The organism is Nocardioides sp. Z35_8, assembly GCF_059621125.1.
In genome coordinates, this window is sequence record NZ_JCAQIE010000003.1 from 38,198 (window position 1) to 64,023 (window position 25,826).

At 73.0% G+C, this 25,826-nt stretch carries 30 protein-coding genes; 10 read left to right on the forward strand and 20 right to left on the reverse strand.

Annotated features, from left to right (window positions below; translation table 11 throughout):
• Positions 1-2: 2 nt before the first annotated feature.
• From AC54T2_RS14655 to AC54T2_RS14680, 6 genes are all read right to left on the reverse strand, one after another.
• Entirely contained in the window at positions 3-611 is a 609-nt protein-coding gene (locus tag AC54T2_RS14655) for a GNAT family N-acetyltransferase (RefSeq protein ID WP_496666553.1), read from the reverse strand.
• A gap of 4 nt (positions 612-615) precedes the next feature.
• Positions 616-1,020 (reverse strand): YjbQ family protein, encoded by a 405-nt coding sequence (locus tag AC54T2_RS14660; protein ID WP_186342090.1) that lies wholly within the window; start codon positions 1,018-1,020, stop codon positions 616-618.
• Positions 1,010-1,315 (reverse strand): thiamine-binding protein, encoded by a 306-nt coding sequence (locus tag AC54T2_RS14665; protein ID WP_496666554.1) that lies wholly within the window; start codon positions 1,313-1,315, stop codon positions 1,010-1,012. The genes AC54T2_RS14660 and AC54T2_RS14665 overlap by 11 nt, the downstream gene beginning before the upstream one ends.
• A 79-nt stretch (positions 1,316-1,394) precedes the next feature.
• Entirely contained in the window at positions 1,395-2,114 is a 720-nt protein-coding gene (locus tag AC54T2_RS14670) for a thioredoxin-like domain-containing protein (RefSeq protein ID WP_186342088.1), read from the reverse strand.
• A complete protein-coding gene (locus tag AC54T2_RS14675) occupies positions 2,111-2,707 on the reverse strand; it encodes a hypothetical protein (protein ID WP_496666555.1) in 597 nt (198 codons plus the stop codon). Before AC54T2_RS14675 ends, AC54T2_RS14670 begins: the two co-directional genes overlap by 4 nt.
• On the reverse strand, positions 2,704-5,532 hold the full coding sequence (locus AC54T2_RS14680; protein WP_496666556.1) for an aconitate hydratase: 2,829 nt from the start codon (positions 5,530-5,532) through the stop codon (positions 2,704-2,706). The genes AC54T2_RS14675 and AC54T2_RS14680 overlap by 4 nt, the downstream gene beginning before the upstream one ends.
• A gap of 178 nt (positions 5,533-5,710) precedes the next feature.
• Between AC54T2_RS14680 and AC54T2_RS14685 the strand changes: the two genes are divergently transcribed.
• Positions 5,711-6,244 carry an AAA family ATPase gene (locus AC54T2_RS14685; RefSeq protein ID WP_496666557.1) on the forward strand — a complete coding sequence of 178 codons (534 nt, stop codon included), beginning with the start codon at positions 5,711-5,713 and terminating at the stop codon, positions 6,242-6,244.
• A 4-nt stretch (positions 6,245-6,248) separates the two neighbouring features.
• Here AC54T2_RS14685 and AC54T2_RS14690 read toward each other — a convergent pair whose 3' ends face one another.
• The 3 genes from AC54T2_RS14690 to AC54T2_RS14700 are packed head-to-tail and all read right to left on the reverse strand — an operon-like array spanning position 6,249 to position 9,909.
• Positions 6,249-6,605, reverse strand: a complete 357-nt coding sequence (locus AC54T2_RS14690; protein ID WP_496666558.1) for a hypothetical protein — start codon at positions 6,603-6,605, stop codon at positions 6,249-6,251.
• Between the two features lie 41 nt (positions 6,606-6,646).
• Positions 6,647-7,864 carry a class I SAM-dependent RNA methyltransferase gene (locus AC54T2_RS14695; protein ID WP_496666559.1) on the reverse strand — a complete coding sequence of 406 codons (1,218 nt, stop codon included), beginning with the start codon at positions 7,862-7,864 and terminating at the stop codon, positions 6,647-6,649.
• Positions 7,861-9,909, reverse strand: coding sequence for an APC family permease (locus tag AC54T2_RS14700; RefSeq protein ID WP_186342079.1), 2,049 nt, complete (start codon positions 9,907-9,909; stop codon positions 7,861-7,863). The genes AC54T2_RS14695 and AC54T2_RS14700 overlap by 4 nt, the downstream gene beginning before the upstream one ends.
• A gap of 54 nt (positions 9,910-9,963) precedes the next feature.
• On the opposite strand from AC54T2_RS14700, the gene AC54T2_RS14705 reads away from it, so the two are divergent.
• Positions 9,964-10,626, forward strand: coding sequence for a potassium channel family protein (locus AC54T2_RS14705; RefSeq protein WP_186342078.1), 663 nt, complete (start codon positions 9,964-9,966; stop codon positions 10,624-10,626).
• A 36-nt stretch (positions 10,627-10,662) separates the two neighbouring features.
• A complete protein-coding gene (locus AC54T2_RS14710) occupies positions 10,663-11,331 on the forward strand; it encodes an NAD-binding protein (RefSeq protein WP_489976041.1) in 669 nt (222 codons plus the stop codon).
• Positions 11,332-11,384: 53 nt separating this feature from the next.
• Here AC54T2_RS14710 and AC54T2_RS14715 read toward each other — a convergent pair whose 3' ends face one another.
• The 4 genes from AC54T2_RS14715 to dut are packed head-to-tail and all read right to left on the reverse strand — an operon-like array spanning position 11,385 to position 13,625.
• Positions 11,385-12,131 (reverse strand): DUF3159 domain-containing protein, encoded by a 747-nt coding sequence (locus AC54T2_RS14715; RefSeq protein WP_496666560.1) that lies wholly within the window; start codon positions 12,129-12,131, stop codon positions 11,385-11,387.
• Entirely contained in the window at positions 12,128-12,490 is a 363-nt protein-coding gene (locus tag AC54T2_RS14720) for an OB-fold nucleic acid binding domain-containing protein (protein ID WP_186342076.1), read from the reverse strand. Before AC54T2_RS14720 ends, AC54T2_RS14715 begins: the two co-directional genes overlap by 4 nt.
• A 3-nt stretch (positions 12,491-12,493) precedes the next feature.
• Positions 12,494-13,126, reverse strand: coding sequence for a DUF3710 domain-containing protein (locus tag AC54T2_RS14725; RefSeq protein WP_186342075.1), 633 nt, complete (start codon positions 13,124-13,126; stop codon positions 12,494-12,496).
• 43 nt (positions 13,127-13,169) lie between these two features.
• Complete coding sequence (dut, locus tag AC54T2_RS14730; protein ID WP_186342317.1) at positions 13,170-13,625, reverse strand: dUTP diphosphatase; 456 nt, start codon at positions 13,623-13,625, stop codon at positions 13,170-13,172.
• Between the two features lie 66 nt (positions 13,626-13,691).
• Between dut and AC54T2_RS14735 the strand changes: the two genes are divergently transcribed.
• From AC54T2_RS14735 to AC54T2_RS14745, 3 genes are all read left to right on the forward strand, one after another.
• The gene (locus AC54T2_RS14735) at positions 13,692-14,150 is read left to right on the forward strand and encodes a DUF3093 domain-containing protein (protein WP_496666561.1); all 459 of its coding nucleotides are present in this window, start codon (positions 13,692-13,694) and stop codon (positions 14,148-14,150) included.
• Positions 14,151-14,159: 9 nt separating this feature from the next.
• The gene (locus AC54T2_RS14740; RefSeq protein ID WP_186342073.1) at positions 14,160-14,492 is read left to right on the forward strand and encodes a DUF4235 domain-containing protein; all 333 of its coding nucleotides are present in this window, start codon (positions 14,160-14,162) and stop codon (positions 14,490-14,492) included.
• A 418-nt stretch (positions 14,493-14,910) separates the two neighbouring features.
• Entirely contained in the window at positions 14,911-15,546 is a 636-nt protein-coding gene (locus tag AC54T2_RS14745) for a helix-turn-helix domain-containing protein (RefSeq protein WP_186342072.1), read from the forward strand.
• 110 nt (positions 15,547-15,656) lie between these two features.
• Here AC54T2_RS14745 and AC54T2_RS14750 read toward each other — a convergent pair whose 3' ends face one another.
• From AC54T2_RS14750 to AC54T2_RS14760, 3 genes are all read right to left on the reverse strand, one after another.
• Positions 15,657-15,947, reverse strand: a complete 291-nt coding sequence (locus AC54T2_RS14750; RefSeq protein WP_056600397.1) for a DUF4193 domain-containing protein — start codon at positions 15,945-15,947, stop codon at positions 15,657-15,659.
• Positions 15,948-16,229: 282 nt separating this feature from the next.
• On the reverse strand, positions 16,230-17,039 hold the full coding sequence (locus tag AC54T2_RS14755) for an inositol monophosphatase family protein (protein WP_489976045.1): 810 nt from the start codon (positions 17,037-17,039) through the stop codon (positions 16,230-16,232).
• On the reverse strand, positions 17,036-18,154 hold the full coding sequence (locus tag AC54T2_RS14760) for a ferrochelatase (RefSeq protein WP_496666562.1): 1,119 nt from the start codon (positions 18,152-18,154) through the stop codon (positions 17,036-17,038). The genes AC54T2_RS14755 and AC54T2_RS14760 overlap by 4 nt, the downstream gene beginning before the upstream one ends.
• A 33-nt stretch (positions 18,155-18,187) precedes the next feature.
• On the opposite strand from AC54T2_RS14760, the gene AC54T2_RS14765 reads away from it, so the two are divergent.
• On the forward strand, positions 18,188-19,390 hold the full coding sequence (locus tag AC54T2_RS14765; RefSeq protein WP_186342070.1) for an MFS transporter: 1,203 nt from the start codon (positions 18,188-18,190) through the stop codon (positions 19,388-19,390).
• The gene (locus tag AC54T2_RS14770) at positions 19,387-20,709 is read left to right on the forward strand and encodes a D-arabinono-1,4-lactone oxidase (RefSeq protein ID WP_496666563.1); all 1,323 of its coding nucleotides are present in this window, start codon (positions 19,387-19,389) and stop codon (positions 20,707-20,709) included. Before AC54T2_RS14765 ends, AC54T2_RS14770 begins: the two co-directional genes overlap by 4 nt.
• Positions 20,710-20,734: 25 nt before the next feature.
• Here AC54T2_RS14770 and AC54T2_RS14775 read toward each other — a convergent pair whose 3' ends face one another.
• Complete coding sequence (locus AC54T2_RS14775) at positions 20,735-21,370, reverse strand: trimeric intracellular cation channel family protein (RefSeq protein WP_186342068.1); 636 nt, start codon at positions 21,368-21,370, stop codon at positions 20,735-20,737.
• Positions 21,371-21,500: 130 nt separating this feature from the next.
• On the opposite strand from AC54T2_RS14775, the gene sepH reads away from it, so the two are divergent.
• The gene (gene sepH / locus AC54T2_RS14780) at positions 21,501-22,472 is read left to right on the forward strand and encodes a septation protein SepH (protein ID WP_496666564.1); all 972 of its coding nucleotides are present in this window, start codon (positions 21,501-21,503) and stop codon (positions 22,470-22,472) included.
• Positions 22,473-22,507: 35 nt separating this feature from the next.
• Here sepH and AC54T2_RS14785 read toward each other — a convergent pair whose 3' ends face one another.
• Positions 22,508-23,344, reverse strand: coding sequence for a sulfurtransferase (locus tag AC54T2_RS14785; RefSeq protein ID WP_496666565.1), 837 nt, complete (start codon positions 23,342-23,344; stop codon positions 22,508-22,510).
• Positions 23,345-23,398: 54 nt separating this feature from the next.
• Here AC54T2_RS14785 and AC54T2_RS14790 point away from each other — a divergent pair, with 54 nt between their 5' ends.
• On the forward strand, positions 23,399-24,052 hold the full coding sequence (locus AC54T2_RS14790) for a thymidine kinase (RefSeq protein ID WP_186342065.1): 654 nt from the start codon (positions 23,399-23,401) through the stop codon (positions 24,050-24,052).
• Between the two features lie 28 nt (positions 24,053-24,080).
• On the opposite strand, the gene AC54T2_RS14795 is transcribed toward AC54T2_RS14790, so the two are convergent.
• Both AC54T2_RS14795 and AC54T2_RS14800 read right to left on the reverse strand, forming a co-directional pair.
• Entirely contained in the window at positions 24,081-25,217 is a 1,137-nt protein-coding gene (locus tag AC54T2_RS14795) for an alkaline phosphatase family protein (protein ID WP_496666566.1), read from the reverse strand.
• Positions 25,218-25,227: 10 nt separating this feature from the next.
• Complete coding sequence (locus AC54T2_RS14800) at positions 25,228-25,809, reverse strand: DUF5998 family protein (protein ID WP_186342063.1); 582 nt, start codon at positions 25,807-25,809, stop codon at positions 25,228-25,230.
• Positions 25,810-25,826 lie beyond the last annotated feature (17 nt).

Below are 25,826 nucleotides of genomic sequence, written 5' to 3' on the forward strand. Positions count from 1 at the left end.
TCCTACCGACCACCGCCGAGCGCCCGCTCCACCTCCCCGAGCTCCGGGTCGCGCAGGCCGACCAGGTCGAGGCGCCACCACGCGTCCGGGTAGACCAGCCGCCCCGTCATCCACGGTTCGTGGCCCGCGAGCAGCAGGACCTGGCAGGCCTGCTCGGGGATGCGGAACGAGGGCCGCTCGAGGCCGTGTGTCGAGGCCGGGCTCCAGCCGCGGTTGCCGTAGTAGCCGGGCGCACCCTCGAGGAACACCAGTGGCGCGCCGAGACGCTCGGCCACCGGGGGGACCTCGGCGAGCAGCCGGCTCCCGATGCCCCTGCCCTGGCGCTCGGGACCGACCGCCAGCGGGCTGAGCACCAGCACGTCCACCAGCCGCTCGCGGGCGTCGAGCCAGGCACGGGACAGCGCGACGCACCCGACGATCTCGTCGTCGGCGACGGCGACCAGCTCGACCGCCATGTCCTCCTCGACACCGCGCAGCCGCGCCATCACGTCGTTGATGGCCACCCCGTGCTCACCGAACGCGGCCTCCACGATCCTCTCGACCGCGGGGGTGTCCACGTCGCCGGCCTCGCGCACCTCGACCGTGCCGCCGAGCGCCCTGACGTCGCTCACGGCGTCACGCCGCGAGGAACGACCAGCGCACCTGGCGCTCGGCATTGTCGACGTTGAGGTCCACCAGGCAGATGCTCTGCCAGGTGCCGAGGGCGAGCGTCCCGCCGAGCACCGGCACGGTGCAGTGGGGCGGGACGATCGCGGGCATGACGTGGGAGCGCCCGTGGCCGGCAGAGCCGTGGCGGTGCCGCCACCGGTCGTCGGCGGGGAGCAGGTCGCCGAGCGCGGCCAGCAGGTCGTCGTCGGAGCCGGCGCCGGTCTCGATGACCGCGATCCCCGCGGTCGCGTGCGGGACGAAGACCTGGAGGAGCCCGTCGCCGCGCCCCGACACGAAGTCGGCCGCGTCCCGGGTCAGGTCGAGCACGACCTCGTCGCCACCGGTGCGATAGCTGCGCACCTCACTGTCCATCGCGCAACGCCTCCTCGATCCGCTCGACCTTGGCCCTCAGCTGGCCGTCGTAGCCGGGGCGGATGTCGGCCTTCAGCACGAGCCCGACCCGCGGGGACACCTCGGCGACGACGTCGACGGCTCGCTTGACCACCGCCATCACCTCGTCCCACTCCCCCTCGATGTTGGTGAACATGGCGTTGGTCTCGTTCGGCAGGCCGGACTCGCGTACGACGCGCACTGCGGCGGCGACCGCGTCCGTCACCGAGCCGGTCGGGTCGCTGGTCATGGGTGACAGTGAGAAGGCGACGATCATGTCGCCCACGCTAGGCCACTCCCGGCCTCCCCCGGCCCGCTGACCACCGCATCGTGACATCGTGGCGCCGGAGCCGCGGTCAGGCGTTGGTGCCGGCGCCCGGCAGCCCACCCTGCGGGTCGGGCGTGCCGCCGCGACAGCTCACCCCGAACTCCGGGGCGGTGTGCCCGTCGCCGTACTCCTCGAGGAACAGCCCCAACCGGCGGTCGTCGGCGCCGTCCAGGTGCAGCTGGGCGCCCCAGACCGTCACCACGACGGGCGAGGGGAGGTCCTCGCGCGGCGACATGATCCCGTTGGCGGGCAGCTGCTCGGCGAGCAGCGCACGGTCGGAGTCGGACAGGTCCGGGTCGTGGGTGATCCACACGGTGCCGTGCTCGAGGTCGTGCACCGCGTTCTCCTCGCGCACCGGCTCGTCGTAGACGCCGCAGTCCAGCCAGATCGGCGCGTGTGGCCCGCCCGCGGGAGGGTCCTGCGGATAGTCGACGTCGCCCTCCGTGTGGGTGCCGTCGGTGATCTCCCACGTCTCGACCAGGGTGAGGTCGAGGGCGCGCTGCGCGCGCTCGTCGCCCCGGATCGCCCGATCGACGAGGGGTGCCACGAGCGCGGCGCCCAGCACCAGGGCCGACGCGACGCTCGCCAGCACGAGCGGCAGGTTGCGGTGCGGCTGCTGGGCGGCGGGCGGGTACGCCGCCGCAGGCGCGGGCCGTGCGTCCGGCGCGTCGGTCCCCTGGACGGACCCGGGCGCACCCGTGGGACCGGACAGGTGAGGGTCGTCCACGTCGTCGGGCCGGTCGGTCACGACAGGGCCGCGCGCACGGCCTCGGCGCGCTCGTCGTACGCGTCCTGCGGGATGTCGGGCAGCATGTCGGCCCAGACCGGCAGGTTGGAGCCGCGGAGCTCGAGGACGCCGAGGGGCCGGGCCATCACGTTGACCGAGAGGTGCCCGCTGCCGTTCTCCCACTTGGTGAGGTGCACGTTGCCGACGCCGTCGAGCGCGGACACCGCGGCGTAGGTGCGGCCGATGAGCCGGCCGAGCTCGGCGTGGCCGTCGTCGTCCAAGTCGTCGATGAGCACGTGCTGGCGGGCGACGATGTTGGCCACGAAGGGCAGGCTGGTGCCGCCCGGGCGGATCACGGCGAGCCGATCACCGGTGTGCAGGACCTGGGCGGGCACGGTGAGGGCCCGGCAGGTGCGGCAGTCCGCGGCGTCGCGGGACCGATCGGGCTCGGGGACGACCCGCTCCCCCATCGCCTTCGGGGTCAGGCCGTCGCGCTCGAAGGGGAAGACCTCCCAGTCGGCCATGCCGCCGAGCGGCGGCCGGCCGGCCGCGTCCAGGTGGTCCTGGACGCGGCCGCGCCACACGTCTGCCGGGTCGGCAGCGCGGTCGTTCATCCGCGCAGCAGGTTGCGCAGGACGTACTGCATGATCCCGCCGTTGCGGTAGTAGTTGGCCTCGCCCGGGGTGTCGATGCGGACGACGGCCTCGAACTCGCTGGCCTCACCGTGCGCCTGGTCGGTGCCGGGGGCCGGCTCGACCTTGACGGTGACCGTCCTGGGCGTGGTGCCGTCGTTGAGCTCGGTGATGCCGGAGATCGAGATGATCTCGGCACCGGTGAGGCCGAGGTCGTCGGCGGTCTTGCCCTCGGGGAACTGCAGCGGGATGACGCCCATGCCGATGAGGTTGGAGCGGTGGATGCGCTCGTAGGACTCGGCGATGACGGCCTTCACCCCCAGCAGCGCAGTGCCCTTGGCGGCCCAGTCGCGCGAGGAGCCCGAGCCGTACTCCTTGCCGGCCAGGACGACCAGCGGGACGCCGGCCTCCTGGTAGCTCTGGCTGGCCTCGTAGACGCTGGTGACCTCGCCGTTCTTGGTGAAGTCCTTGGTGACGCCACCCTCGGTGCCGGGCGCGATCTGGTTGCGCAGCCGGATGTTGGCGAAGGTGCCGCGGATCATCACCTCGTGGTTGCCGCGCCGCGAGCCGTAGGAGTTGAAGTCGCGCTGCTCCACGCCGTGCTCGGCGAGGTAGGCGCCCGCCGGGCTGTCCTTCTTGATGGCGCCGGCCGGGCTGATGTGGTCGGTCGTGACCGAGTCGCCCAGCTTGAGCAGCACCCGCGCGCCGACGATGTCCTGCACCGGCTCGGGCTCCCGCGGCATGCCGTCGAAGTAGGGAGGACGGCGCACGTAGGTGGAGTCCTCGTCCCACTCGAAGGTGTTGCCCTCCGGGGTGGACAGCGACTGCCAGCGCTCGTCGCCCTTGAACACGTCGGCGTAGGACGAGCCGAACATGTCGGAGGTGATCGCCTGGGCGATCGTCTCCTCGACCTCCTGCGGGCTCGGCCAGATGTCCTTGAGGAACACGTCGTTGCCGTCGGTGTCCTGGCCCAGCGGGTCGTCGAACAGGTCGACGTCCATCGAGCCGGCGAGGGCGTACGCCACCACGAGCGGCGGCGACGCGAGGTAGTTCATCTTCACGTCCGGGTTGATCCGGCCCTCGAAGTTGCGGTTGCCCGAGAGCACCGAGACGACCGCGAGGTCGGCCTCGTTGACCGCGGCGGAGACCTCGGGGATCAGCGGCCCGGAGTTGCCGATGCAGGTGGTGCAGCCGTAGCCGACGAGGTTGAACCCGAGCTTGTCGAGGTAGGGCGTGAGGCCGGCGCGCTCGTAGTAGTCGGAGACGACCTTGGAGCCCGGCGCGAGCGTGGTCTTGACCCACGGCTTGCGCGAGAGGCCCTTCTCGACGGCCTTCTTGGCGAGCAGCGCAGCGCCGATCATCACGCTCGGGTTGGAGGTGTTGGTGCACGAGGTGATCGCGGCGATCACGACGGCGCCGTGGTCGATCTCGAACTCCTGGCCGTCGAGCGAGACACGCGTCGGGCTGCTCGCGCGGCCCTCGGCCTTGCTGGGGTGGACGGGCGCGCCGTTGCCGCCGCTGTGGCTCGGGGCGTCGGAGGCCGGGAACGACTCCTCCACGGCCTCGTCGTAGCCGCTCGCCTCGGCCGCGTCGTCGGGGTCGTTGTCACCCTCGTCGACGTAGTCCTTCAGCGCGCCGCGGAACGACTCCTTGGCGGCGGTGACCTCGACGCGGTCCTGGGGACGCTTCGGACCGGCGAGCGAGGGCACCACGGTCGAGACGTCGAGCTCGAGGCGCTCGCTGAAGCGCGGCTCCGCGCTCGGGTCGTGCCACAGGCCCTGCTCCTTGGCGTACGCCTCGACGAGCGCGAGCTGCTCCTCGGAGCGGCCGGTCATCCGCAGGTAGTCGACGGTCTGGTCGTCGATCGGGAAGACGGCGATGGTCGAGCCGAACTCGGGGCTCATGTTGCCGATCGTGGCGCGGTTGGCCAGCGGCAGCGCGGAGACGCCCTCGCCGTAGAACTCGACGAACTTGCCGACGACGCCGTGCTCGCGCAGCATCTCGGTGATCGTCAGCACGAGGTCGGTGGCGGTCGAGCCCTCGGGGAGCTCGCCGGAGAGCTTGAAGCCCACGACGCGCGGGATCAGCATGGAGACCGGCTGGCCGAGCATCGCGGCCTCGGCCTCGATGCCGCCGACGCCCCAGCCCACCACGCCGATGCCGTTGACCATCGTGGTGTGCGAGTCGGTGCCGACGCAGGTGTCGGGGTAGGCCACGCCGTCGCGCACCATGACCACGCGGGCGAGGTGCTCGATGTTGACCTGGTGGACGATGCCGGTGCCGGGCGGGACGACCTTGAAGTCGTCGAAGGCCCCCTGGCCCCAGCGCAGGAACTGGTAGCGCTCGCGGTTGCGCTCGTACTCGATCTCGACGTTGCGCTGGAAGGCGTCGGCCGAGCCGAAGACGTCGGCGATCACCGAGTGGTCGATGACCATCTCGGCGGGGGCGAGCGGGTTGATCCTGGTGGCGTCGCCGCCGAGCTCGGCCATCGCCTCGCGCATCGTGGCGAGGTCGACGACGCAGGGCACGCCGGTGAAGTCCTGCATGATCACGCGGGCGGGCGTGAACTGGATCTCCTGGTCGGGCGCCGCGCTGGCGTCCCAGCCGGCGATCGCCTTGATGTGGTCGGCCGTGATGTCGGCGCCGTCCTCGGTGCGGAGCAGGTTCTCCAGCAGCACCTTGAGCGAGAAGGGCAGGCTCTCGACGTCGAGGCCCTCGCCCTTGACCGCATCGAGGCGGTAGATCTCGTAGGACTGTCCGTCCACGTCCAGGGTGCCCTTGGCACCGAAGCTGTCCTGACTGGCCATCAGCCGTCTCCTCGGGAGTTCGCGGGTTCGCGTCCATCTTGCCGTCGCACCCTGGGGCGCGGGAAGTCAGGCGACCCTTAGTACCGGTCAAACTATCTCGATATCAAGATACACGAGGTCGAGGAGGGTGCCAACCGGGTACGCCCGCGTGTCGCGGCGCTCGGGCTACAGTCCGCCGGTGCCCACCCTCGTCCACCTCAACGGCCCCTCCGGCGTCGGCAAGACGACCCTGGCGCACGACCTCGCCGCCGCGCGACCCGGCACCCTCGTGTGCGACATCGACGAGCTCCGGTCGTGGGTCTCGGGCTGGGAGGACGACTTCGTCGGCACCGGGGAGGCGGTGCGCTCCTCCGCGCTGGCGCTGCTGACGGCCTACCTGCGCACGGGCCGCGACGTCGTGCTCCCCCAGCTCATCGTCACCCCCGCCCAGGCCGAGCGCTTCGAGGCGGCCGCGGCCGCGGCGGGAGCGGCGTACGTCGGCGTGGTGCTCGACGTGGCACCGGACGTCCTGCTGGCGCGGCTCCGCGGGCGTCCGCGGACCGCGGTCAACGTGGTGGTCTCGCGGATCATCGAGGAGGGCGGCGGCGACGAGCTCGTGCTGGAGGGTCGGCGCCAGCTGCTCGCCCTGGCCCAGGAGCACGGATGGGCGGTCGTGGACGCGACCGAGCGCGAGCCGGCGCTGGCGGAGCTCGCCGCGCTCCTGCAAGGTTGACCGCTCAGTCGATGCCGGCCATCTGGTCGAGGCGCTGGAGCAGGTCGTGGGCGGCGAGCTCGACCGCCTTGTGCCGCCACTCGGCCGCGCGGTAGACGCAGGCGATCAGCCCGGACCGGTGCACGCGCCGCAGGTCGCCGTAGACGAAGGCGTAGCGCGCCTTCGTCCCGTCGTTCGCACCATCCGTGAGGCCGAGGTGCCAGGCGCTGTAGTCGTCCCACGAGTGCCGCTCGAGGTAGGCGTTCTCCGCCTCCGCGTCGGGCTGCACCTGCCCCCACTCGCTGTCGAGGACGTACTGCCGGCCGTCGATGAGGCGGCGCGCGTGGGTGACGGCGGCCGGGTTGACGTCGTAGCTGGCCATGCGACCAGCCTCGCGCCGCACCGCGGACGTGGCAAGCACGCTCAGCGGCGCCGCGGCTCCAGCAGCGCCACGCACTCGACGTGGTGCGTCATCGGGAAGAGGTCGAAGGCCCGGATCGCGGTGAGCTCGTAGTCGTGCTCGGCGAAGATGGCGACGTCGCGGCCGAGCGCGGCCGGGTCGCAGGCGACGTACGCCACCGCACGGGGGTGCCGGTCGACGACCTGCTCGACGACCGCCCGCTTGGCACCCTCGCGGGGCGGGTCGAGCACGACGAGGTCGAACGGCTCGTCGAGCCCGTCGCGCAGCACGCGGTCGGTCGGGCCGCACTCGACGGCGGCAGCAGTGAGGGCCGACAGGTTGGCCTTGGCGTGGCGGCAGGCGGTGCGGTCGGCCTCCACGGCCACCACGCGGGCGCCGGTGGCCTCGCCGACGAACCGGGCGAACAGCCCGACCCCGGCGTAGAGGTCGAGCGCGCGCTCCCCCGGCGCCGGCTGCAACAGGTCGAGCACCGTCTCGACCAGGACGCCGGGGGCCGCGGGGTGGACCTGCCAGAAGCCGTCGGCGGCGACGGAGAACGGGTGGGTGGCGCTCCCCACGGTCACGTCGTGCGACGCCACGTCGGCCTCGGGCTCGCCCGGCGACCACTCGCCGTGCGGCCCCGGCTCGGCGCCGGGACGCGGGCGCGCGTCGTCCGCAGCGATCAGGCAGTCGTCGACGGCGACCAGGCGGTGCGAGCGGTGTGCGCGCATCGCCGGGCGGCCGTCCGGGAGCACGGCGTAGCGCTGCCGGGTGCGCCAGCGCAGCCCGTCGTCGGCGCGACCGGGCACGGGGACCGCCTCGACGGTCAGCCCGCCGACCAGCTCGGAGTCGGGGTCGAGCCGGCCGAGCCGTACGAGCTGCTCGCGGACGACGGCGGTCTTGAGGTCGCGCTGGGCGGGCAGCGCGACGTGCTGGAAGTCGCAGCCGCCGCAGAGGCCCGGCCCGGCGTAGGGGCACGGCGGCTCGACACGGTCCGGGGACGGCTGGTCGACGCGCACCGCGTCGCCGCGCCAGAAGCGGTCGCCGTCGGTGCCCTCGGTGATCTCGACGAGCACCCGCTCGCCGGGAAGCGCGTGGCGTACGAACACCACCCGCGACTCGGGCTCGGGGAGGCGGGCGACGCAGTGGCCGCCGTGGGCGACCGGCCCGACCTCGACCTCGAAGCGTTCCCCCACCCGCGAGCGGCCCCGGGCGCGGCGGGGGCGGTTGGTGCGGCTCACGACTCGTCCTCCTGCCGACCGGGATCGCGCCGGCCCACGCGGCCCCGGCGCAGGTCACCGGCGTGCACGCGTACCTCGTCGCGGCGCCGCTCCTCGGCCACCTGCGACGAGCGCAGCTGGTAGGGCACGGAGATGACCATGACGCCCGGCGTGAACAGTAGGCGGCCCTTGAGCCGCAGCGCGGTCTGGTTGTGGAGCAGCTGCTCCCACCAGCGGCCGACGACGTACTCGGGGATGTAGACCGCGACCACGCCGCGCGGGCTCGCCCGGCGGATCTCCTGGGTGTACTCCACGATCGGGCGCACGACCTCGCGGTAGGGCGAGTACAGCACCTTGAGCGGGATGTCGAGGTTGCGGTCGTCCCACTCCTCCAGCAGCTTGCTGGTGGCGCGGGGGTCGACGCCGACGTAGATCGCCTCGAGGACGTTGGGCCGGGTGGCGCGCGCGAAGGCGAGGGCCCGCAGCGTCGGCTTGTGCAGCTTGGACGCGAGCACGATGGCGTGGACCCGGGTCGGCATCACCTTGTCCTGCTCGTCGGCCGCCAGCTCCAGCTCCACCCGTGCGTAGTGGCGCCCGATCGCCTTCATGAGCAGGAAGAAGAAGCCCATCGCGAGGATCGTGATCCACGCGCCTGCCAGGAACTTGGTCACCAGCACGATCACCAGGACCACCGCGGTCATGCCGAGCCCGAACGTGTTGATCGCGCGCGAGCGGATCATCCGGCGCCGCTCGGCCGGGTCGCGCTCGGTGCGCAGGTGCCGCGACCAGTGCCGGATCATCCCGAGCTGGCTGAGGTTGAAGGAGACGAACACCCCGACGATGTAGAGCTGGATGAGCTTGGTGGTCTCGGCGTCGAAGATCCAGATCAGCAGGATCGACATCGCCGCGAGGAACACGATGCCGTTGCTGTAGGCGAGTCGGTCACCGCGCGAGCCCAGCGAGCGCGGCGCGAGTCCGTCCTGGGCGAGGATCGAGCCGAGCACGGGGAAGCCGTTGAAGGCGGTGTTGGCGGCCAGCACCAGGATGATGCCGGTGACCGTGAGCACGAAGTAGAAGCCCGGCGAGAAGTGGTCGAAGACGCCCGCGGCGATCTGGGCGATCACGGGGTGCTGGTCGTAGCCTGCGGGCAGGGCGTCGCCCGACGCCGTACGCAGCCGGTCGAGCTCGTGCGGGTCGACGTAGCGGATCGCCATCTGCTTGGCGAGCACGATGACGCTCATCATCATCGTGATCGCGATCAGCGCGAGCAGCAGCAGCGTGGTGGCCGCGTTGCTGCTCTTGGGCTTGCGGAACGCCGGCACACCGTTGCTGATCGCCTCGACCCCCGTCAGGGCCGCACAGCCCGACGAGAACGCCCGGGCCAGCAGGAACATCAGCCCGATCTGGGTCAACGGCTCCTCCCAGCCCGGCTGGGGCTGGATGACGAGGTCGGCGCTCTCCGCCTGCGGCAGGTCGCCGGCCACCAGGCGGAGCAGCCCGTAGGCGCACATGCCCAGGATCGCGACCATGAACAGGTAGGTGGGCACGGCGAAGAACGCGCCGGACTCGCGCACGCCACGCAGGTTCATCGCCGTCAGCAGCACGACGGCCACCACACCCACGGTCGCCTCGTGCCCGATGAAGACCGGGATCGCGCCGGCGGCGTACTGCGAGGCCGACGAGATCGACACCGCGACGGTGAGCACGTAGTCCACCAGCAGCGCGCTCGCCACGGTGACGCCGGCGTTGCGGCCGAGGTTGACGGTGGCGACCTCGTAGTCGCCGCCGCCGGACGGGTAGGCGTGCACCGTCTGCCGGTAGCTCGCCACCACCGTGAGCATCACCAGCGCGACGGCGAGGCCGATCTTCCACGACCAGACGTACGTCGACGCGCCGGCCACGGCCAGCATGATGAACACCTCGTCGGGCGCGTAGGCGACCGAGGACAGGGCGTCGCTGGCGAACACCGGCAACGCGATCCGCTTGGGGAGCAGGGTCTCGCCCAGCTGGCTGCTGCGCAGCTTGCGGCCCAGCAGGATCCGCTTGGACACATCCCCGACACTCACGGCGGCAGCCTAGACCCGCAGCGGACCGGGCCCCGGCTGGGATACGGTTCCGGCGTGCACGTCGTGATCATGGGTTGTGGCCGCGTCGGGTCGACGCTCGCCCGCAGCCTCGAGGACCGCAACCACACCGTGTCCATCATCGACAGCGAGCCCGACGCGTTCCGGCGACTCGGCCCCGAGTTCAACGGCGACAAGATCACCGGCTACGGCTTCGACCAGCAGGTGCTGGAGAAGGCGGGCATCCGCCGCGCCGACGCGTTCGCAGCGGTCTCCAGCGGCGACAACTCCAACATCATCGCCGCGCGGGTCGCCCGCGAGACGTTCGGCCTGCAGCAGGTCGTCGCCCGCATCTACGACCCGGGTCGCGCCGAGGTCTACCAGCGCCTCGGCATCACGACGGTGGCCACGGTGAAGTGGACGGCCGACCAGGTCCTGCGGCGCATCCTGCCCGCCGGTGCCGAGCCAGACTTCCGCGACCCGTCCGGCACGATCCGCGTCGACCACGTGCCGGTCCCCGACCCCTGGGTCGGCAACCGGACCGTCGAGTTCCAGATGCAGTCGCTCAGCCGGATCGCCTGGATCGACCGCCTCGGCGAGGGCATGCTGCCGACGCGCGAGACGGTGCTGCAGGAGGGCGACATGCTCCACCTGGTCATCCGCGAGGAGAACGCCGCCCACGCCTACGCCGTGCTCGAGTCCGGCCCCGAAGACGACTGACCCACCCCACGACACCCCGAGCCAGGAGCACTGCACATGCGCGTCGCCATCGCCGGAGCCGGAGCCGTGGGGCGATCGATCGCCCGGGAGCTGATCGAGAACGGCCACCAGATCCTCCTCATCGACAAGAGCCCGTCAGCGATCCGGCCCGAGCGCGTGCCGGACGCCGAGTGGCTGCTCGCCGACTCGTGCGAGCTGTCCTCGCTGACCGAGGCCCAGCTCGGCAAGTGCGACGTGGTCATCGCGGCCACCGGCGACGACAAGGCCAACCTGGTCACCTCGCTCCTGGCCAAGACCGAGTTCGGGGTGCCCCGCACGGTGGGTCGGGTCAACCACCCCAACAACGAGTGGCTCTTCACCGAGGCGTGGGGTGTCGACGTCAACGTCTCGACGCCGCGCATCATGTCCGCGCTGGTCGAGGAGGCCGTCTCCATCGGCGACCTGGTGCGGCTCTTCACCTTCCGCCAGGGCAATGCCAACCTCGTCGAGCTCACCCTGTCGGCCGACTCGCCCTACGTCGGCACGCCTGCCGGCCTGGTGCCGTTCCCCGACAACTGCGCGCTCGTCACGATCCTGCGCGACGGCCAGGTCTACCCGCCCGAGGCCGAGCAGCCGCTGGAGTCCGGCGACGAGCTCCTGTTCGTGGTGCCGGCCGAGGTCGAGGCCGAGCTCGAGCAGCTGCTCTCCCCCAGCCACCACCGCTGATCCGAGCTCGGTCCGCCGAGCTCGTGCGTCGGCTCAGGTGGGCTCAGGTGGGCTCAGGTGGGCGAGGCCTCCGGCGCGACGGGCGTGCGGTTGCGCGAGAGCAGCCAGATCATCGACCCGAGCGCGGCGAGCTGCAGCGGCCAGCCGAGCGCGATCTTGAGCACGCCGAGGGCCGCCACGGCGGCGTCGGCGTCGATCGAGCCGGAGCTGCCGGCGAGCCAGATGGGGGCCTGGATCGCGACCCGGAGGATGCACGGCGCGACCAGCAGCCACGTCAAGCGGCTGCACAGCTTCACGATCTGCTTGTCGGAGTGCCAGGCCGTCGGGTCGCCGGTGATGCTGCCCACCATGAAGCCGACCAGCGGCCAGCCGATCAGGCACGTGAAGGCGAGCACCACGGCGTACCCGCCGTTGTAGAGCAGGCCCGGCAGGAAGTAGGCGAGCGCCTGCTCCTGCTCCGAGCCTCCCGACTGCGCGGCGCGGTGGACGAAGAACCACCCGATGCCGATGCCGACGAGCGCGTTGACGACGAACTGCACCGTCGAGCGCTGCACCAGCCGCACGACCAGCAGCACGAGAGCCGCCCCGACGCTGACCGACAGCGCGAGCCGCAGGTCCTTCATGGTGAGCCAGGTGACGGTGAACAGGATCGTCGGCAGCGCGGCCTCGACCATCCCGCGCCGGCCGCCGAGCGCCTTGGCGAGCTGGCTGCGGACCACCGCCTCGACCGTGTCGGTGGCGACGGTGCGGCCGGTGCTCGCGGTGCTCCCCGTGCTCGCGGGGTGGCTGGGCTCGGTCACGGGCGCAGCTCGTAGCGCGGGTTGAACATGATCGGTACGCCGCCCTGCCGGCCGATGCAGCCGGCGACGCTCAGCGAGCGTCCCGGGTCGACGCCGGTGATGCGGCGACGGCCGAGCCACACGACGGTGATCACGCCGGAGCCGTCGTCGAGCTCGGCCTCGAGGGCCGGGACGCCGCCTCGCGGGCGCAGGGTCACGGTGCGGAGCACGCCGTTGACCACGACGGGCTCACGCTCGGGCGCGTCCGCGATGGCCAGCGCCTCGTCGTTGGTGTGCGACTCCCGCAGCTCGCGCTGGCGGGCCTCCGAGCTGTCGGCCCAGCGTGACAGCGCGTGGCGCAGCCGGCCCTTCTCGCCCACCGCTCACCTGACCCGGCGGGCGTCGTCGGGCAGCTTCACGGGCAGCGGCTCACCCACGGGCATCGCCTGCTCCCCTCGGCGTACGACGACCTGCGCGAGGGCGTCCTCCCACTCGGGCGCCGCGTCGGGGTCGACGGCCGGTCGGCCGAGGAACGAGGCGCGCAGCATCCAGCGGTCGCCGTTGATCCCGACGATGCGCGACGGCTGGGTCGCGGTCGTCCCGTCGGGGCGCTTGACGGGCATCTGGCACACCAGCTCGGTGCCCCAGCGGCCCTCACGCTCGGTGGCCTGGCCGCCTCGGCGGACCATGTCCGCGGCGATCTGCGGGCGCACCTCCGACCACAGGTCGCCGTTGCGGGGGGCGGCGAACGGCTGGAACTCGCACGCGCCGTCCGAGCCGGCGAGCATCACCGCACGCACCTGGCCGCTCTTCTCGTCGACCTGCAGCCGCAGCTCGCGCTCGGCGATGGCCGGCACGAGCACGGAGCCGAGGTCGGCGCGCTCGATGCCGTCGCCCTCGACCTGCGAGGCGTCGAAGGGGCCTCCGGTCGGCGCCTCCCGGGCACCGGTGGCAGCAGTGTCGTCGGTCGCGTCTGCGGTCTCCGAGGACGGGTCGGCCTTACGGCGGAACTTCACGTCAGCACTCCTTCGATCAGCGCTCCTTCGAACAGGCCTCGGCTCATCGACGTGAACCGGTACCTGTAGAACCGTAGCCCCCGGCGCCCCGGACCGACTCCGGCAGCACCCCCACCTCGACGAACCGCGCCCGCTCGAAGCGCTGGATGACGAGCTGGGCGATCCGGTCGCCGCGGGCCAGGCTCACCGGCTCACCGGGGTCGTGGTTGACGAGGAGCACCTTGATCTCGCCGCGGTATCCGGCGTCGATCGTGCCGGGCGTGTTGACGATGGACAGTCCGTGCCGGTGCGCCAGGCCCGAGCGGGGGTGCACCAGGGCGACGAAGCCGTCCGGCAGCGCGATCGAGATCCCGGTCGGCACGAGTGCCCGCTCGCCGGGCGCGAGGGTGAGGTCGACGGTCGTGTGCAGGTCGGCCCCGGCGTCCCCCGGGTGGGCGTACGACGGCAGCGGGAGGTCGGGGTCGAGGCGGACGACCGCGACGTCCAGGTCGGGCTCCAGGTCGGGCGCGGGACGAGGGGTCGGGTCGTGGTCGGGCACGAGAAGTGAATCTATAGGCTCTGCGCCGTGGACTACGCCGAACGCCTCACCGTTCCGCTGCGCTGGTGGGTGCAGGGCACGATGCTCGTGGCCTCGCTGTGGCTGGCCGTCCTCGCCGCCACCCCCGAGGCCATCGCCTGGACGATCACGGCCGTCGCGATGCTGCTGCTGGTCGCCCTGCTGGGGGCCTACGGCCGGCCCCGGGTCTCGGTCGACAGCACGACCTTCCGGGCGGGCCGGGCACACATCCCGCTCGAGCTCATCGGCGACGTCACGCCGCTCGACGCCGAGGGCGTACGCCGTCAGGCGGGCGTCGACGCGGACGCGCGGGCCTACCTGTTGCTGCGTCCCTACATCAAGCGCGGCGTGCGCGTGGACATCGCGGATACCTCCGACCCGACCCCCTACTGGCTGGTCAGCACTCGTCGTCCCGAAGAGCTCGTCTCAGCCCTCGAGGCGGGGCGGGTGCGCCGATCTGCTGGGTAGGGTGACCACATGGCCTCCTCTTCCTCCTCGGACAACAGCAAGCTCTACTCCGCGTTCTCCCTCGTCGCCGCCATCGCCGCCGCGGCGGTTGCCAAGAAGGCCCTCAACACCTCGTGGCGCGCGGCCACCGGCAAGAACCCGCCCGCCAACCCCGCCGACCCCGATGTCAGCGTCGGCGAGGCCGTCCTGTGGGCGGCCGTCAGCGGCACGCTGATCGGCGTCGCGCGCATGTTCGCAGCCCGCCGCACCGCCCAGTACTACGCCAAGTCGACCGGCCACCTCCCCCCGCAGCTCAAGAAGGACGGCCAGGACGCCGACAGGGCCCCCGTCCCCGAGTCCTGAGCCACCACCGGGCCGCCCCGCGCCCGTAGGCATCCCGAGGTCGTCGCGCCCCGCCCGCCCGCCCGCAGGGCACCCCACGCCCGCCCTGGGCCGATCGGGCCCTCTCCGCCCGGGCACACCCGCGGTCTACGCGTGCTGCACCCACCGTCGCCACTGGCCAGTGAGTCGCTCAGCGACTCAATGTCTCTGCCACGCCCCCGACCCCGGCCTTGGCCAGTGAGTCTCCCAGCGACTCACGGGCCAGTGGCCAGCACCGAGGGCGGGGGTGGGCCGGCAGCGCGCCCGGCTGGCCGCTGGGCGTCCACAGAGCGGCCTCGGACGGTGTGAGGGGCTCGCTTGTGGACGGATGGCGCCGGGTGTCGGCGGTGCGCGGTTCGCTCCTCGTACGACGACACGCGATCGCAGAGGAGGACGGCGGATGGGCCACACCGCGACGGCACCCGGGCCACCCGGGGCCCCGATCGAGCTGACTGAGGACGGGCAGGACTGGCTGCTGCTGATGGGGCCGGTCGAGGGGGACGTGCCGGGGCTGGTGCGACGCATCAGGCGGATCCTCGACGTGTCCCAGCGCGGGCTGGCCGAGGTGCTGGGGGTGTCCCAGTCGATGGTCGCCCGCTGGGAGACCGCGCGTACGAGCCCGCGCGCGAACGTCCTGCAGCAGCTGCTGCGGCTCGCCGGCATCGGGGTCGCGCTCCGCGACGAGTGGACCGGCGAACCCGTGGAGCCGATGCGCGAGGACGGCGCGCGCACCCGCGGTGGGAGCCGCTATCCCGCACACGTGGACCTCCGGGTCACCGGGTGGTGGGTGCCACGCGCGCTGAGGACGATGACGAGCGTCGAGTACGCCCGGAGCCGCGACCTGTCGCGCCGGTTCGGCGTGCCCTCGGTCCGCTACCGCGTCGCTCGGTGGATGAGGGCGATCGAGCGCAGGCACCACGGGACGCCCGCGGACCATCCGTCCTTCCGGCAGCTCGTGGCCGAGGCCGAGCACCTCGAGGAGGAGCGTCAGGCGCGCCGCGAGCGCGCCCTGCGAGCCCGGCGCCTCGCAGCCTGAGCAGCCGTCGGGCCGCCGTACGTGCCGCCGGACCGCCGTCACCCGCCGCGCACGACACAGCGCCCGGCCCCCTCGCGAGGACCAGGCGCTGTCGAGTCAGGTGGTGCCGGTCAGATGCAGTCGCGGCAGATGAGCTTCTTCTCATCAGCGAGCTGGGACCGGTGGTGCACCAGGAAGCAGCTCATGCACGTGAACTCGTCGTCCTGTCGAGGCATGACCTCGACCGCGAGCTCCTCGTGCGAGAGATCGGCTCCCGGCAGCTCGAAGGACTCGGCCGCCTCGGTCTCGTCCTCATCGACCTTGCCCGAGTTCTTGTCGTGGCGTCGGGCCTTGAGCTCCTCGATGCTCTCCTCGCTCTGGTCCTCCTCGGACTTGCGCGGTGCGTCGTAGTCGGTGGCCATCGAATTCTCTCCCCAATGCTGTGGACTCGTACCCGACCGGATTGCGGCGGGTCGTCCGAAGGTTTTGTGCGCGTCGTCGGCGCCAGATTGTGCACCATGGACAGGCCCCGTGGTGAGCCGGTCCGGAACGTGTCGCCTGAACAGTGGGCAAGGTCTGGGTATTCCCGCGCTCGCCCCACCTCGTCAGGTGTACCTCGGACCCCCTCAGGGTCCCCGTGGACGGGCCAGGAAGCGGCTCGCGGACGGGCCTGGACGCGCCTGGACGCCCGTCCCGCGCCGCCGTCAGGCGAGGAAGCCGGCCTCGGTGATCGCCGCCACGAAGTCGTCCCACCCGTCGGCGGGCGCGCCCACGACGACGCGGCGCGCGGCGTGCTCCTCGACGTCGAAGGTCCCTTCGAGGAGCGCGAAGCGACCGCCCGCCTCACGCAGCACGAGCCCGCCGGCCGACCAGTCCCACGGCTGGGGCCCCGCCTCGACGTACCCGTCGCCGCTGCCGTCCGCCACGTGGCACAGGTCGAGCGCGCACGAGCCCATCCGGCGGATGTCGCGCACCTCCGGCAGCAGCGCGGCGACACAGCGGGCCTGGTGCTCGCGCACCCGGCGCTCGTAGCCGAAGCCGGTCAGCACCAGCCGCTCGGCCAGCGGCGGCGAGGGGCGTACGCCGATGGGGCGGCCGTCGCGCGTGGCGCCCTGGCCGACGGCGGCGGCGTACTCGACGTCGGTCGGGATGGTCACCACGGCTCCGGCGACGACCTCGCCGTCGACCTCCGCGGCCACCGAGACGGCGCAGTCGGGCAGGCCGTAGAGGTAGTTGACGGTGCCGTCGATCGGGTCGAGGACCCACCGCACGCCGGAGGAGCCGGACCGGTCGTCCCCCTCCTCGCCCAGGACGGCGTCGTCGGGCCGCTGGGCGGCGAGGCGCGAGCGCAGCAGCGTCTCGACCGCACGGTCGGCCTCGGTGACCACGTCGACGGCGCTGGTCTTGGTGTCGGCGACGTCGATCCCGCCCAGCCGCATCTCACGGGCCAGGGCGGCCCCCTCGTGGGCGAGCGTGCGGGCCAGGTCGCGCAGCTCCACGGGCGTGACGGTCACGAGTCGGCACCGCAGAGGGCCGGGCGGGGTCCGCGCGCGTTGGGGCAGCAGCCCGCCCCGCAGATGTCGGGACCGGCGGGCATCGAGCCGATGGCGGGCCGCTCGGGACGCTCCCCGCGCTCGGTCGCCGCCCGCTCCAGCAGGAGGTCGCGGACCATCGCCACGAACCGCGGGTCGGTGCCGGCCGTCGCGGCGCGGACCGCCCGCATGCCCAGGCGCTCGGCCGTCGCCATCGCCTCGGTGTCGAGGTCGTAGATGACCTCCATGTGGTCGGACACGAAGCCGATCGGCACCATCACGACCTGGCTCACGCCGTCGCTGGCCAGCCCTTCGAGGTGGTCGTTGACGTCCGGCTCGAGCCACGGCGTCGCAGGCGACCCCGAGCGCGAGCAGTAGACGAGGTCGTGGCGGTGTGAGCGGCCCGTGGCCGCCTTCACCCGGTCGGCCACCTCGTCGACGACGCTGCGGTGCTGCTTGACGTAGGCGCCGCGCGGCTGGGCGTGGGCCTCCGGCGGGGCTCCGCTCGTCTCGGCCATCTCCGTGGGGATGGAGTGGGTGACGAAGACCAGGTGTGCCGCCTCGCCGTTGGTGGGCAGGTCGCCCAGGGCCGCCAGGCACGCGTCGACGACCGGCTCCACGAAGCCGGGGTGGTTGTAGTACTGCCGCAGCTTGTCGAGCCGGGGCGCGCCCTCGGTCTGCTCGACCGCGTCCCACAGGTTCTCGCGGTACTGCCGGCACGACGACCACGACGAGTACGCCGAGGTGGCGAAGACCGCGGCGCGCTGCACGCCGTCGGCGGCCATCCGGGCGAGGGTGTCGGCCAGGTAGGGCTCCCAGTTGCGGTTGCCGAAGTAGACCGGCAGGTCGATCCCCTGGTCGGCGAAGTCCTTCTCCAGCGCCGCGATGAGCGCGCGGTTCTGGTCGTTGATGGGGCTCTTGCCGCCGAACAGGAAGTAGTGCTCCCCCACCTGCTCGAGACGCTCGCGGGGGATGCCCCGGCCACGGGTGACGTTCTCCAGGAACGGCACCACGTCCTCCGGCCTCTCCGGGCCCCCGAAGGAGAGGACCAGCAGGGCGTCGTACGGCTTCACGTCGGGGCGACCCGCAGGATTCATGGTGCCAGCGTAGAGCGGCCTACCATGCGCGTGATGCTCGACTCCTACGGCCGGGTGCTGGCGCGCCCGGGTGCGCTGGCGTTCAGCAGCGCCGCCCTCGTCGCCCGGCTGCCGATCGCCATGGTCGGACTGGGCATCGTGCTCCTCGTCGAGCAGCGCACCGGCTCCTACGGCCTGGCCGGCACGGTGTCGGCCGTGTTCGTGCTCGCCGAGGCGGCGTTCGCGGTGCTGCACGGCCGGTGGGTCGACCACTACGGCCAGTCCCGCGTGCTGCCGCTGGCCATCTCGGTGTTCGCCGCCGGACTCGCCCTGATGATGCTCGCGGTCGAGCAGGACTGGCCCCGGATCTGGACCTACGTCTTCGCCGCAGTCGCCGGGGCCGCGCTCCCCCAGGTCGGCGCGAGCGTGCGCACGCGCTGGTCGCACCTGCTCGACGACCCCCGCGAGAAGCAGACCGCCTTCGCCCTCGAGGCGGTGCTCGACGAGGTGGTCTTCGTCGTGGGCCCCGTGCTGGTCACCCTGCTCGCCACGAGCTGGCACCCGGTCGCCGGACTCACGGCGGCGATCGTCAGCGGGCTCGTCGGCACGTACGCCTTCGCGGCCCAGCGACGCACCGAGCCGCCCCCCGGCCGCACGACGCCGACAGAGGTCCGGGCGCCGATGCCGTGGCGCCTGGTGCTGCCGCTCGCGCTCGTCTGCCTGACGCTCGGCGCGCTGTTCGGGGCCGCCGAGGTCACCACCGTCGCCTTCGCCGAGGAGCACGGCAAGCGCTGGGTGGCCGGCTGGCTCCTGGCGGTGTGGTCCCTCGGCAGCCTGGTCGCCGGGCTGGTGACCGGCGCGGTCGCCTGGCGCAGCGGTCCCGAGGTGCGGTTGCGCTGGGGCTCGGCCGCCATGGCCCTGGCGATGGCACCGCTGATGTTCGTCGACTCGATCCCGCTCATGGCGGTCGTGCTGCTTGTCGGGGGGCTGGCGATCGCCCCGACCATGATCAGCGCGATGACGATGGTCGAGCAGGGCGTCCCGTCCGGACGTCTCACCGAGGGGATGGCGATCCTGCACACCGGGATCGTCGCGGGGGTGGCCCCGGGCGCGAGCATCGCCGGGTTCGTCGTGGACCACAGCGGCGCCTCGGCGGCGTACGCCGTCGCCCTGGCCGGCGGCCTGCTGGGGGCGCTCGCGGCGCAGACCGCACGTGGCGGACGCCAGGCGGACCGGGCCCCTAGTCTGCGGGCATGAGCCCCGCCCTGCACGGCCACCTCTGGCGCAACTGGTCCGGTCTCGAGGAGGCGGTCCCCCGCCACGTCGAGACGCCGCGCTCGGTCGACGACGTGGTCGACGTCGTGTGCCGTGCCCGCGAGGCCGGGACGACGGTCAAGATGACCGGCACCGGGCACAGCTTCACCGCGATCGCCGCCCCGGAGCACAACCTGCTGCGACCGGACGGGCTCCGTGGGATCGTCGCGGTCGACCGCCAGGCGATGACGGTCACCGCCCTGGCGGGCACGCCGCTGAAGGACCTCAACCTCGCACTCGAGCGCCTCGGGCTGTCCCTGCACAACATGGGGGACATCGCCGAGCAGACGCTCGCCGGCGCCACCTCGACCGGCACGCACGGCACGGGCGGCACCGCTGCCGGGCTGGCTGCCCAGGTCGCCGGCCTCGAGCTCGTCACCGGCACCGGCGAGGTGGTCCGCGCCACCGCCACCGAGAACGCCGACGTGCTCGACCTGGCCCGGGTCGGCCTCGGCGCGCTCGGCATCCTCACCACCCTGACCTTCCACGTCGAGCCGCTCTTCGTCGTGGAGGCCCACGAGCAGCCGATGGACTGGGACGGGGCGCTGTCGTCGTACGACGAGATGGTGGCCGCCGCGCACCACGTCGACATGTACTGGTTCCCCCACACCGACCGGATGCTGGTCAAGCAGAACGTGCGCACCGACCTCGACCCCGGCGAGCAGCAGCCGCCGTCCGCGCTCGCCGCGTGGTGGGAGGACGAGCTCGTCTCCAACACGGCGTTCGGCGCGCTGTGCCGGGTGGGCTCGCGGGCCCCGGCCGTGGTCCCCCGGATCAACCGCTTCGCCGGCCGCGCCCTGTCCGAGCGCCGCTACACCGACGTCGCCCACCGCGTCTTCGTGAGCCCGCGACGGGTGCGCTTCCGGGAGATGGAGTACGCCGTGCCGCGCGAGGTCGGGCTCGACGTGCTGCGCGAGTGCCGGCGGATCGTCGAGGCGAGCGACTGGCGGATCGCCTTCCCCGTCGAGGTCCGGACGGCGCCCGCCGACGACGTCGCGCTGTCGACCGCGCACGGTCGCGACACCCTCTACCTCGCCTTCCACGTGCCGGCCGACACCGACCACACGGCCTACTTCGGCGGGCTCGAGCCGGTGCTGCGCGAGGCCGGCGGGCGGCCGCACTGGGGCAAGGTGCACACCCGCACCGACGCCGACCTGGCGCCGGCCTACGACCGGTTCGACGACTTCCTGGCGCTGCGCGACCGGCTCGACCCCGACCGGGTCTTCGCCAACGCCCACCTGCGCCGGGTGCTCGGCGACTGACCCGGCGACTGACCCGCGGGACGGGTCACACGCTGGCGGGTCCCTTCGGCAGCGGCGCCTGCCAGCCCCGCACGAGGGCGAGCAGCCGCCAGACCAGGCACGTGGCGAACCCCGCGGCCGCCACCACCAGCAGGGGCAGGTCGGTGCGGTCGAGCAGGACCGCCACGACCGCCCCGGCGAGGGCCGGGGTGGCGTAGAGGACGCCCTCGAAGATGACCGGGACGGTGCCCGCGAGGACGTCGCGGATCATCCCGCCGCCGATGCCGGTCACCATGCCCATCAGCGCGGCGGCGACCGGGTCGAGCCCGTAGTCGACCGCCTTGAGCGCGCCGGTGACGCAGAACATCGACAGGCCGACGGCGTCGAAGACCGTGACCACCCGCTCGAGCCGCCCCACCGTGGGGTGGAACGTGAAGGTGAGGAACCCCGCGACGACCGGGACGACCAGGTAGCGCCAGTCGGCCAGCGCTGCCGGCGGGGTGTCCCCGATCATCACGTCGCGGATGATGCCCCCGCCCAGCCCGGTGACCCCGCCCAGGACGAGCGCCGCGAACAGGTCGAGGTTGCGGCGCACGGCGACCAGCGCACCCGCGACGGCGAAGAAGAAGATCCCGATGAGGTCGAGCGCGACGATCGTCGTCGCGAAGTCCGTAACGGGCACCACTCCAGCCTAGGGCGCGCCGCGGAGGTGCCCGCTCCGGCGCGCTGCGCTGGCGTAGGCTCGAGCGCACGGATGCCACCCGCACCCGCGACCATCCCCCGACCACCAGCCAGGCAGGAGCCCGCCGTCGATGGCCAAGCTGACGTTCACCGGACGCAGCAGGGACGGCAAGCGCCTGCTGCTGGTGGACGAGTCGGGCCAGGAGCACACCCTGGCGATCGACGCCCGGCTCCGCCGCGCGCTCGCCGGCGCCCACGACAGCAACGGCCAGTTGGAGATCCCGATGGAATCAAGCCTCCGTCCACGCGACATCCAGACGCGCATCCGAGCCGGTGAGTCACCGGAGGCGGTCGCCCACGCGGCGGGCACCTCGGTGGAGAAGATCATGCCGTTCGCCGCGCCGGTGATGGCCGAGCGCGCCCACGTCGCCGAGCGCGCCCAGCTCGCGTCCGTACGCCGCCGCGCCAGCGAGTCGGGTGCCCGGACGCTGGGCGAGGCGGTGAGCGCGCACCTGCGCTCGCACAACGTCGACCCGGCCACCATCGAGTGGGACGCCTGGCGCCGCGAGGACGGCCGGTGGACCCTCACGGCCCTCTACGAGGTGGCCGGCCGCGTCGGCACCGCCACCTTCTCCCACGACCCGCGCGGCAGCTTCGTCACCATCGACGACGACGACGCCCGCTGGCTCGTCGGCGACGCCGCCCCCGCCGCCACCAGCTCGCCGGCCGCCGACGACCTCACCGCCGCGCGCCAGCGTCGCCTCAGCGCGGTGGACGGCGACGTGCCCCTGGGCGACGACGCGATCGAGATGGTCACCGGCGAGGAGGCCTCCCCCGAGGAGACCACCATGGAGCTCGCCGACCCCGGCCTGGGCGCCGACCGGCCCGTCACGGCCCACCGCGACGAGCACGAGACCCCGAGCGGTGGCGCCGCTCGCACGCCGGACGCGACCGAGCAGCAGTCCGACCGGCAGGACCCGCAGTCCGACCCGCAGTCGGACGTGGCCACGGGCGAGCCCCGGTCCAAGCCGACCCGCAAGCGCGGTCGGGCGTCGGTGCCGAGCTGGGACGAGATCATGTTCGGCGGCGGCAAGGGCGACTGAGGGTCGCGCCCGGTCCACGCGCCGGTCAGCGACCGTCAGCCGGTCGCGACGGGCCGGTCGGAGTCGGTGATCCAGCCGCTCCAGCTCCCCGGGTAGAGCGCCGCGCGGATGCCCACCAGTTCCATCGCGAGCAGGTCGTGCGCCGCGGTGACGCCGGAGCCGCAGTAGGCCGCGACGGACGCGGCCGTGTCGGCGCCGACACGGGCGTACGCCTCGCGCAGCAGCGGCGGTGGCAGGAACCGGCCGCGGTCGTCGAGGTTGGCGGTGGTCGGCACGTTGACGGCGCCGGGGATGTGACCGGCGACGGGGTCGACGGGCTCGGTGTCGCCGCGGAAGCGCTCCGGCGCCCGCGCGTCGACGAGCACCTCGACGTCGAGCACCTGATCGGGCCCCACGACGGGCGTCTGTGGCACCGCCGCGACCGTGAAGTCGCCCGGCGCGACGTCCACCGGCCCCGTCTCGGCGGGATGGCCGTCCTCGAGCCAGGCGGTCCACCCGCCGTCGAGCACCCGCACGTCGCGGTGCCCGTGGTGGCGCAGCAGCCACCACGCCCGCGCGGCCGCCCGCCCCTGCCAGTCGTCGTACACGACGACCGGGCGGTCCCCGCGCACGCCCGCGCGCCGCATGGCCGCCTCGAACCGTGCCGGGTCGGGCAGCGGGTGGCGGCCCCCGGCGCCCGGCGGATCGGCGAGGTCGACGTCGAGGTCGACGTAGACCGCTCCCGGGACGTGCCCGGCCTCGTGCAGCCCGCGTCCCGGTGGCCCGCCCTGGAGGTAGCGCACGTCGAGGACGGTGACCTGCTCGGGGTCGGAGGCGCGCTCGGCGGCGAGCTCGTCGGGGCTGACCAGCGGCCCGCGGGAGAAGTCGTCCATGCGCGGCACGGTAGCCGCCCTTCCGGGTCGGCACTGTGACAGGATTCCCCGGACATGGCTGAACTGCACTTCTTCACGGGCACGATGGACTCCGGCAAGTCGACGCTGGCGCTCCAGACCAACCACAACCACGCCGCCCGCGGACGCGTCGGCCGGATCTTCACGACCCACGACCGGTCCGGGCAGGCGGTGGTCTCCAGCCGGCTCGGGCTCACCCACGACGCGCTCGAGGTCGACGCCGGCTTCGACTTCTGGGCCTACGTCGTCGACACCCTGACCCGCGGGGGCCGCATCGACTACCTCGTGTGCGACGAGGCGCAGTTCTACTCCGCCGCGCAGATCGACCAGCTCGCGAAGGTCGTCGACGAGCTGCAGATCGACGTGTTCGCCTTCGGGATCCTCACCGACTTCCGCTCCCAGCTCTTCCCGGGCAGCGCGCGCCTGGTCGAGCTCGCCGACCGGATGAACGTCCTCCAGGTCGAGGCGCTGTGCTGGTGCGGCAAGCGCGCCACCCACAACGCCCGCACCGAGAACGGCGCGATGGTCGTCGAGGGCGACGTCGTCGTCGTCGGCGACGTGGACAGCGTCGACGAGCCGCCCGCCGACGTGGCCTACGAGGTGCTGTGCCGCCAGCACCACCGCCGACGGCTCACGGCGGCGCGCGCCAAGGCGGTCTCGCTGGCGCCGGAGCCGCTGCCGTTCGGCTGACCCGCGCCGCGGACCGGTCCTACCGGCGTCAGTCGACGAGGATCGGGATCAGCATCTCGGCCGAGGTGAGCGACCCGTGCAACCCGACCAGGGTGTCCTCGTAGGCGAAGTCGCGCGACGACATCACCGCGGTGTCGCCGTGGCAGGCGACCATCACGTCGCCCAGCCGTGGCAGCACGCCCGGGACGACCGGGCCGAACCACCCCAGTCCGACGGCCTCGTCGCGGGTCACGACGCTCGCCCGCTCCCCCAGCACCTCGCGCCAGGTCGCGACCACGTCGGGGACGGCGCCGGCCGCGCAGTAGAGGTGGCGGAACCTGGCCTCGCCGCCGAGCAGCGCCACCCCGTCGCGCATGCCGGCGACCTCGTCGACGTCGACCCGCGCGTCGCGCGGGCTGTCGACCATGCCGTGGTCGGCGACCACCACGAGCCGGGTCGCGGGCGGCAGCGCCTCGCGCAGCTGCTCGGCCTCGGCGTCGACCATCGCGAGCTGCTGCAGCCACTGGGTCGAGGCGACGCCGAACTTGTGGCCCGTCCAGTCGAGGTCGGAGTCGTAGACGTAGGTCAGCGACGGCTGGTCGGCGGAGGCGGCCACGGCCGCGGCGATCCGCTCGCCGACGCGGTCTGCCCCGACGTACGCCGTCCCTCGCTGCGAGGCCACGGTGAGGCCGGAGCCCTCGAAGTCGCGCTTGTTGACCGAGGTGACGCTCACCCCGGCGTGCGCGAGGCGGCCGAGCGCGGTGGGGTGCGGCTGCCACTCGACCGGGTCGACGCCCTTGTCCCACCACAGGTGGTTGAGCAGCCGGTCGGTGCCCGGGATGCGCGCGGTGAACCCGACCAGCCCGTGCGCGCCCGGCACCAGCCCGGTGCCCAGCGAGGTGAGGGACGTCGCGGTGGTCGAGGGCACGCCGGCCGTGCCGGTGGCCGCACCGTCGAGGAGCGACGACAGGTAGGGGGCTGAGTGGGCGTAGCGGGCGAGCAGCTCGGCGCCCATCCCGTCGACGAGGAAGACGACGTAGGACGGTGCCAGCGGGAGCTCGAACCCGACGGGGTGACCGTCGAGCTCGACCCCGAGGGCGCGGGCCACCGAGGGCACCACGTCGGCGAGCGAGCGGTCACCGTAGGCCGGCGCGGTGAATCCGGCCGGCGCCTGGTCGGCCGTCACCGGAGGGTGCTCATCCGCGGGTGCGGGACGACAGCGCCTCGGCGAACGCCAGCAGGCCGGCCACGGCGTCGGCGCCCTCGGCGGCCGCCGACACCCGCAGGGTGTAGTCGTCGCCGGCGAGCGTGCCGGTGTAGCCGTGGTCGGCGTCGCAGCTCGGGTCGGAGCAGGCGGCCGGCTCGAGGTCGAGGCGACCCACGCCGCCCCAGCCGATGGTCAGCACGGCCTCGGCGGGCGGTGCGACGCCCTTGGTCGGGTTGGCCACCATCCGCGTCACGACGACGGTGCGGATCGAGGTGAGGGTGACCGCCTCGGTGGTCGTCGACGTGTAGGGCTCGGGCAGCAGGTCGTCGCCCGGGTGCTCGTCGGTGTGCGCGATCACCAGGCGGGTGGGCGTGAGCAGGAGCGCCGTCAGGTGGCGACGCACCTCCTCGTGGTCGAACGTCGTCTCGTGGTGGACGAAGTAGGAAAGGACCTCCTCGCCGCCGGCCGCGGAGAAGACGCCGTCGGCGACGACCTCGGGGTAGTAGCCGGTGCGGTGGATCGCCTTGCGGAGGTCGTGGGAGACGTCCGCGTCACGGGTCGAGCGGGGCATGGTGGCAGTCTGTCACG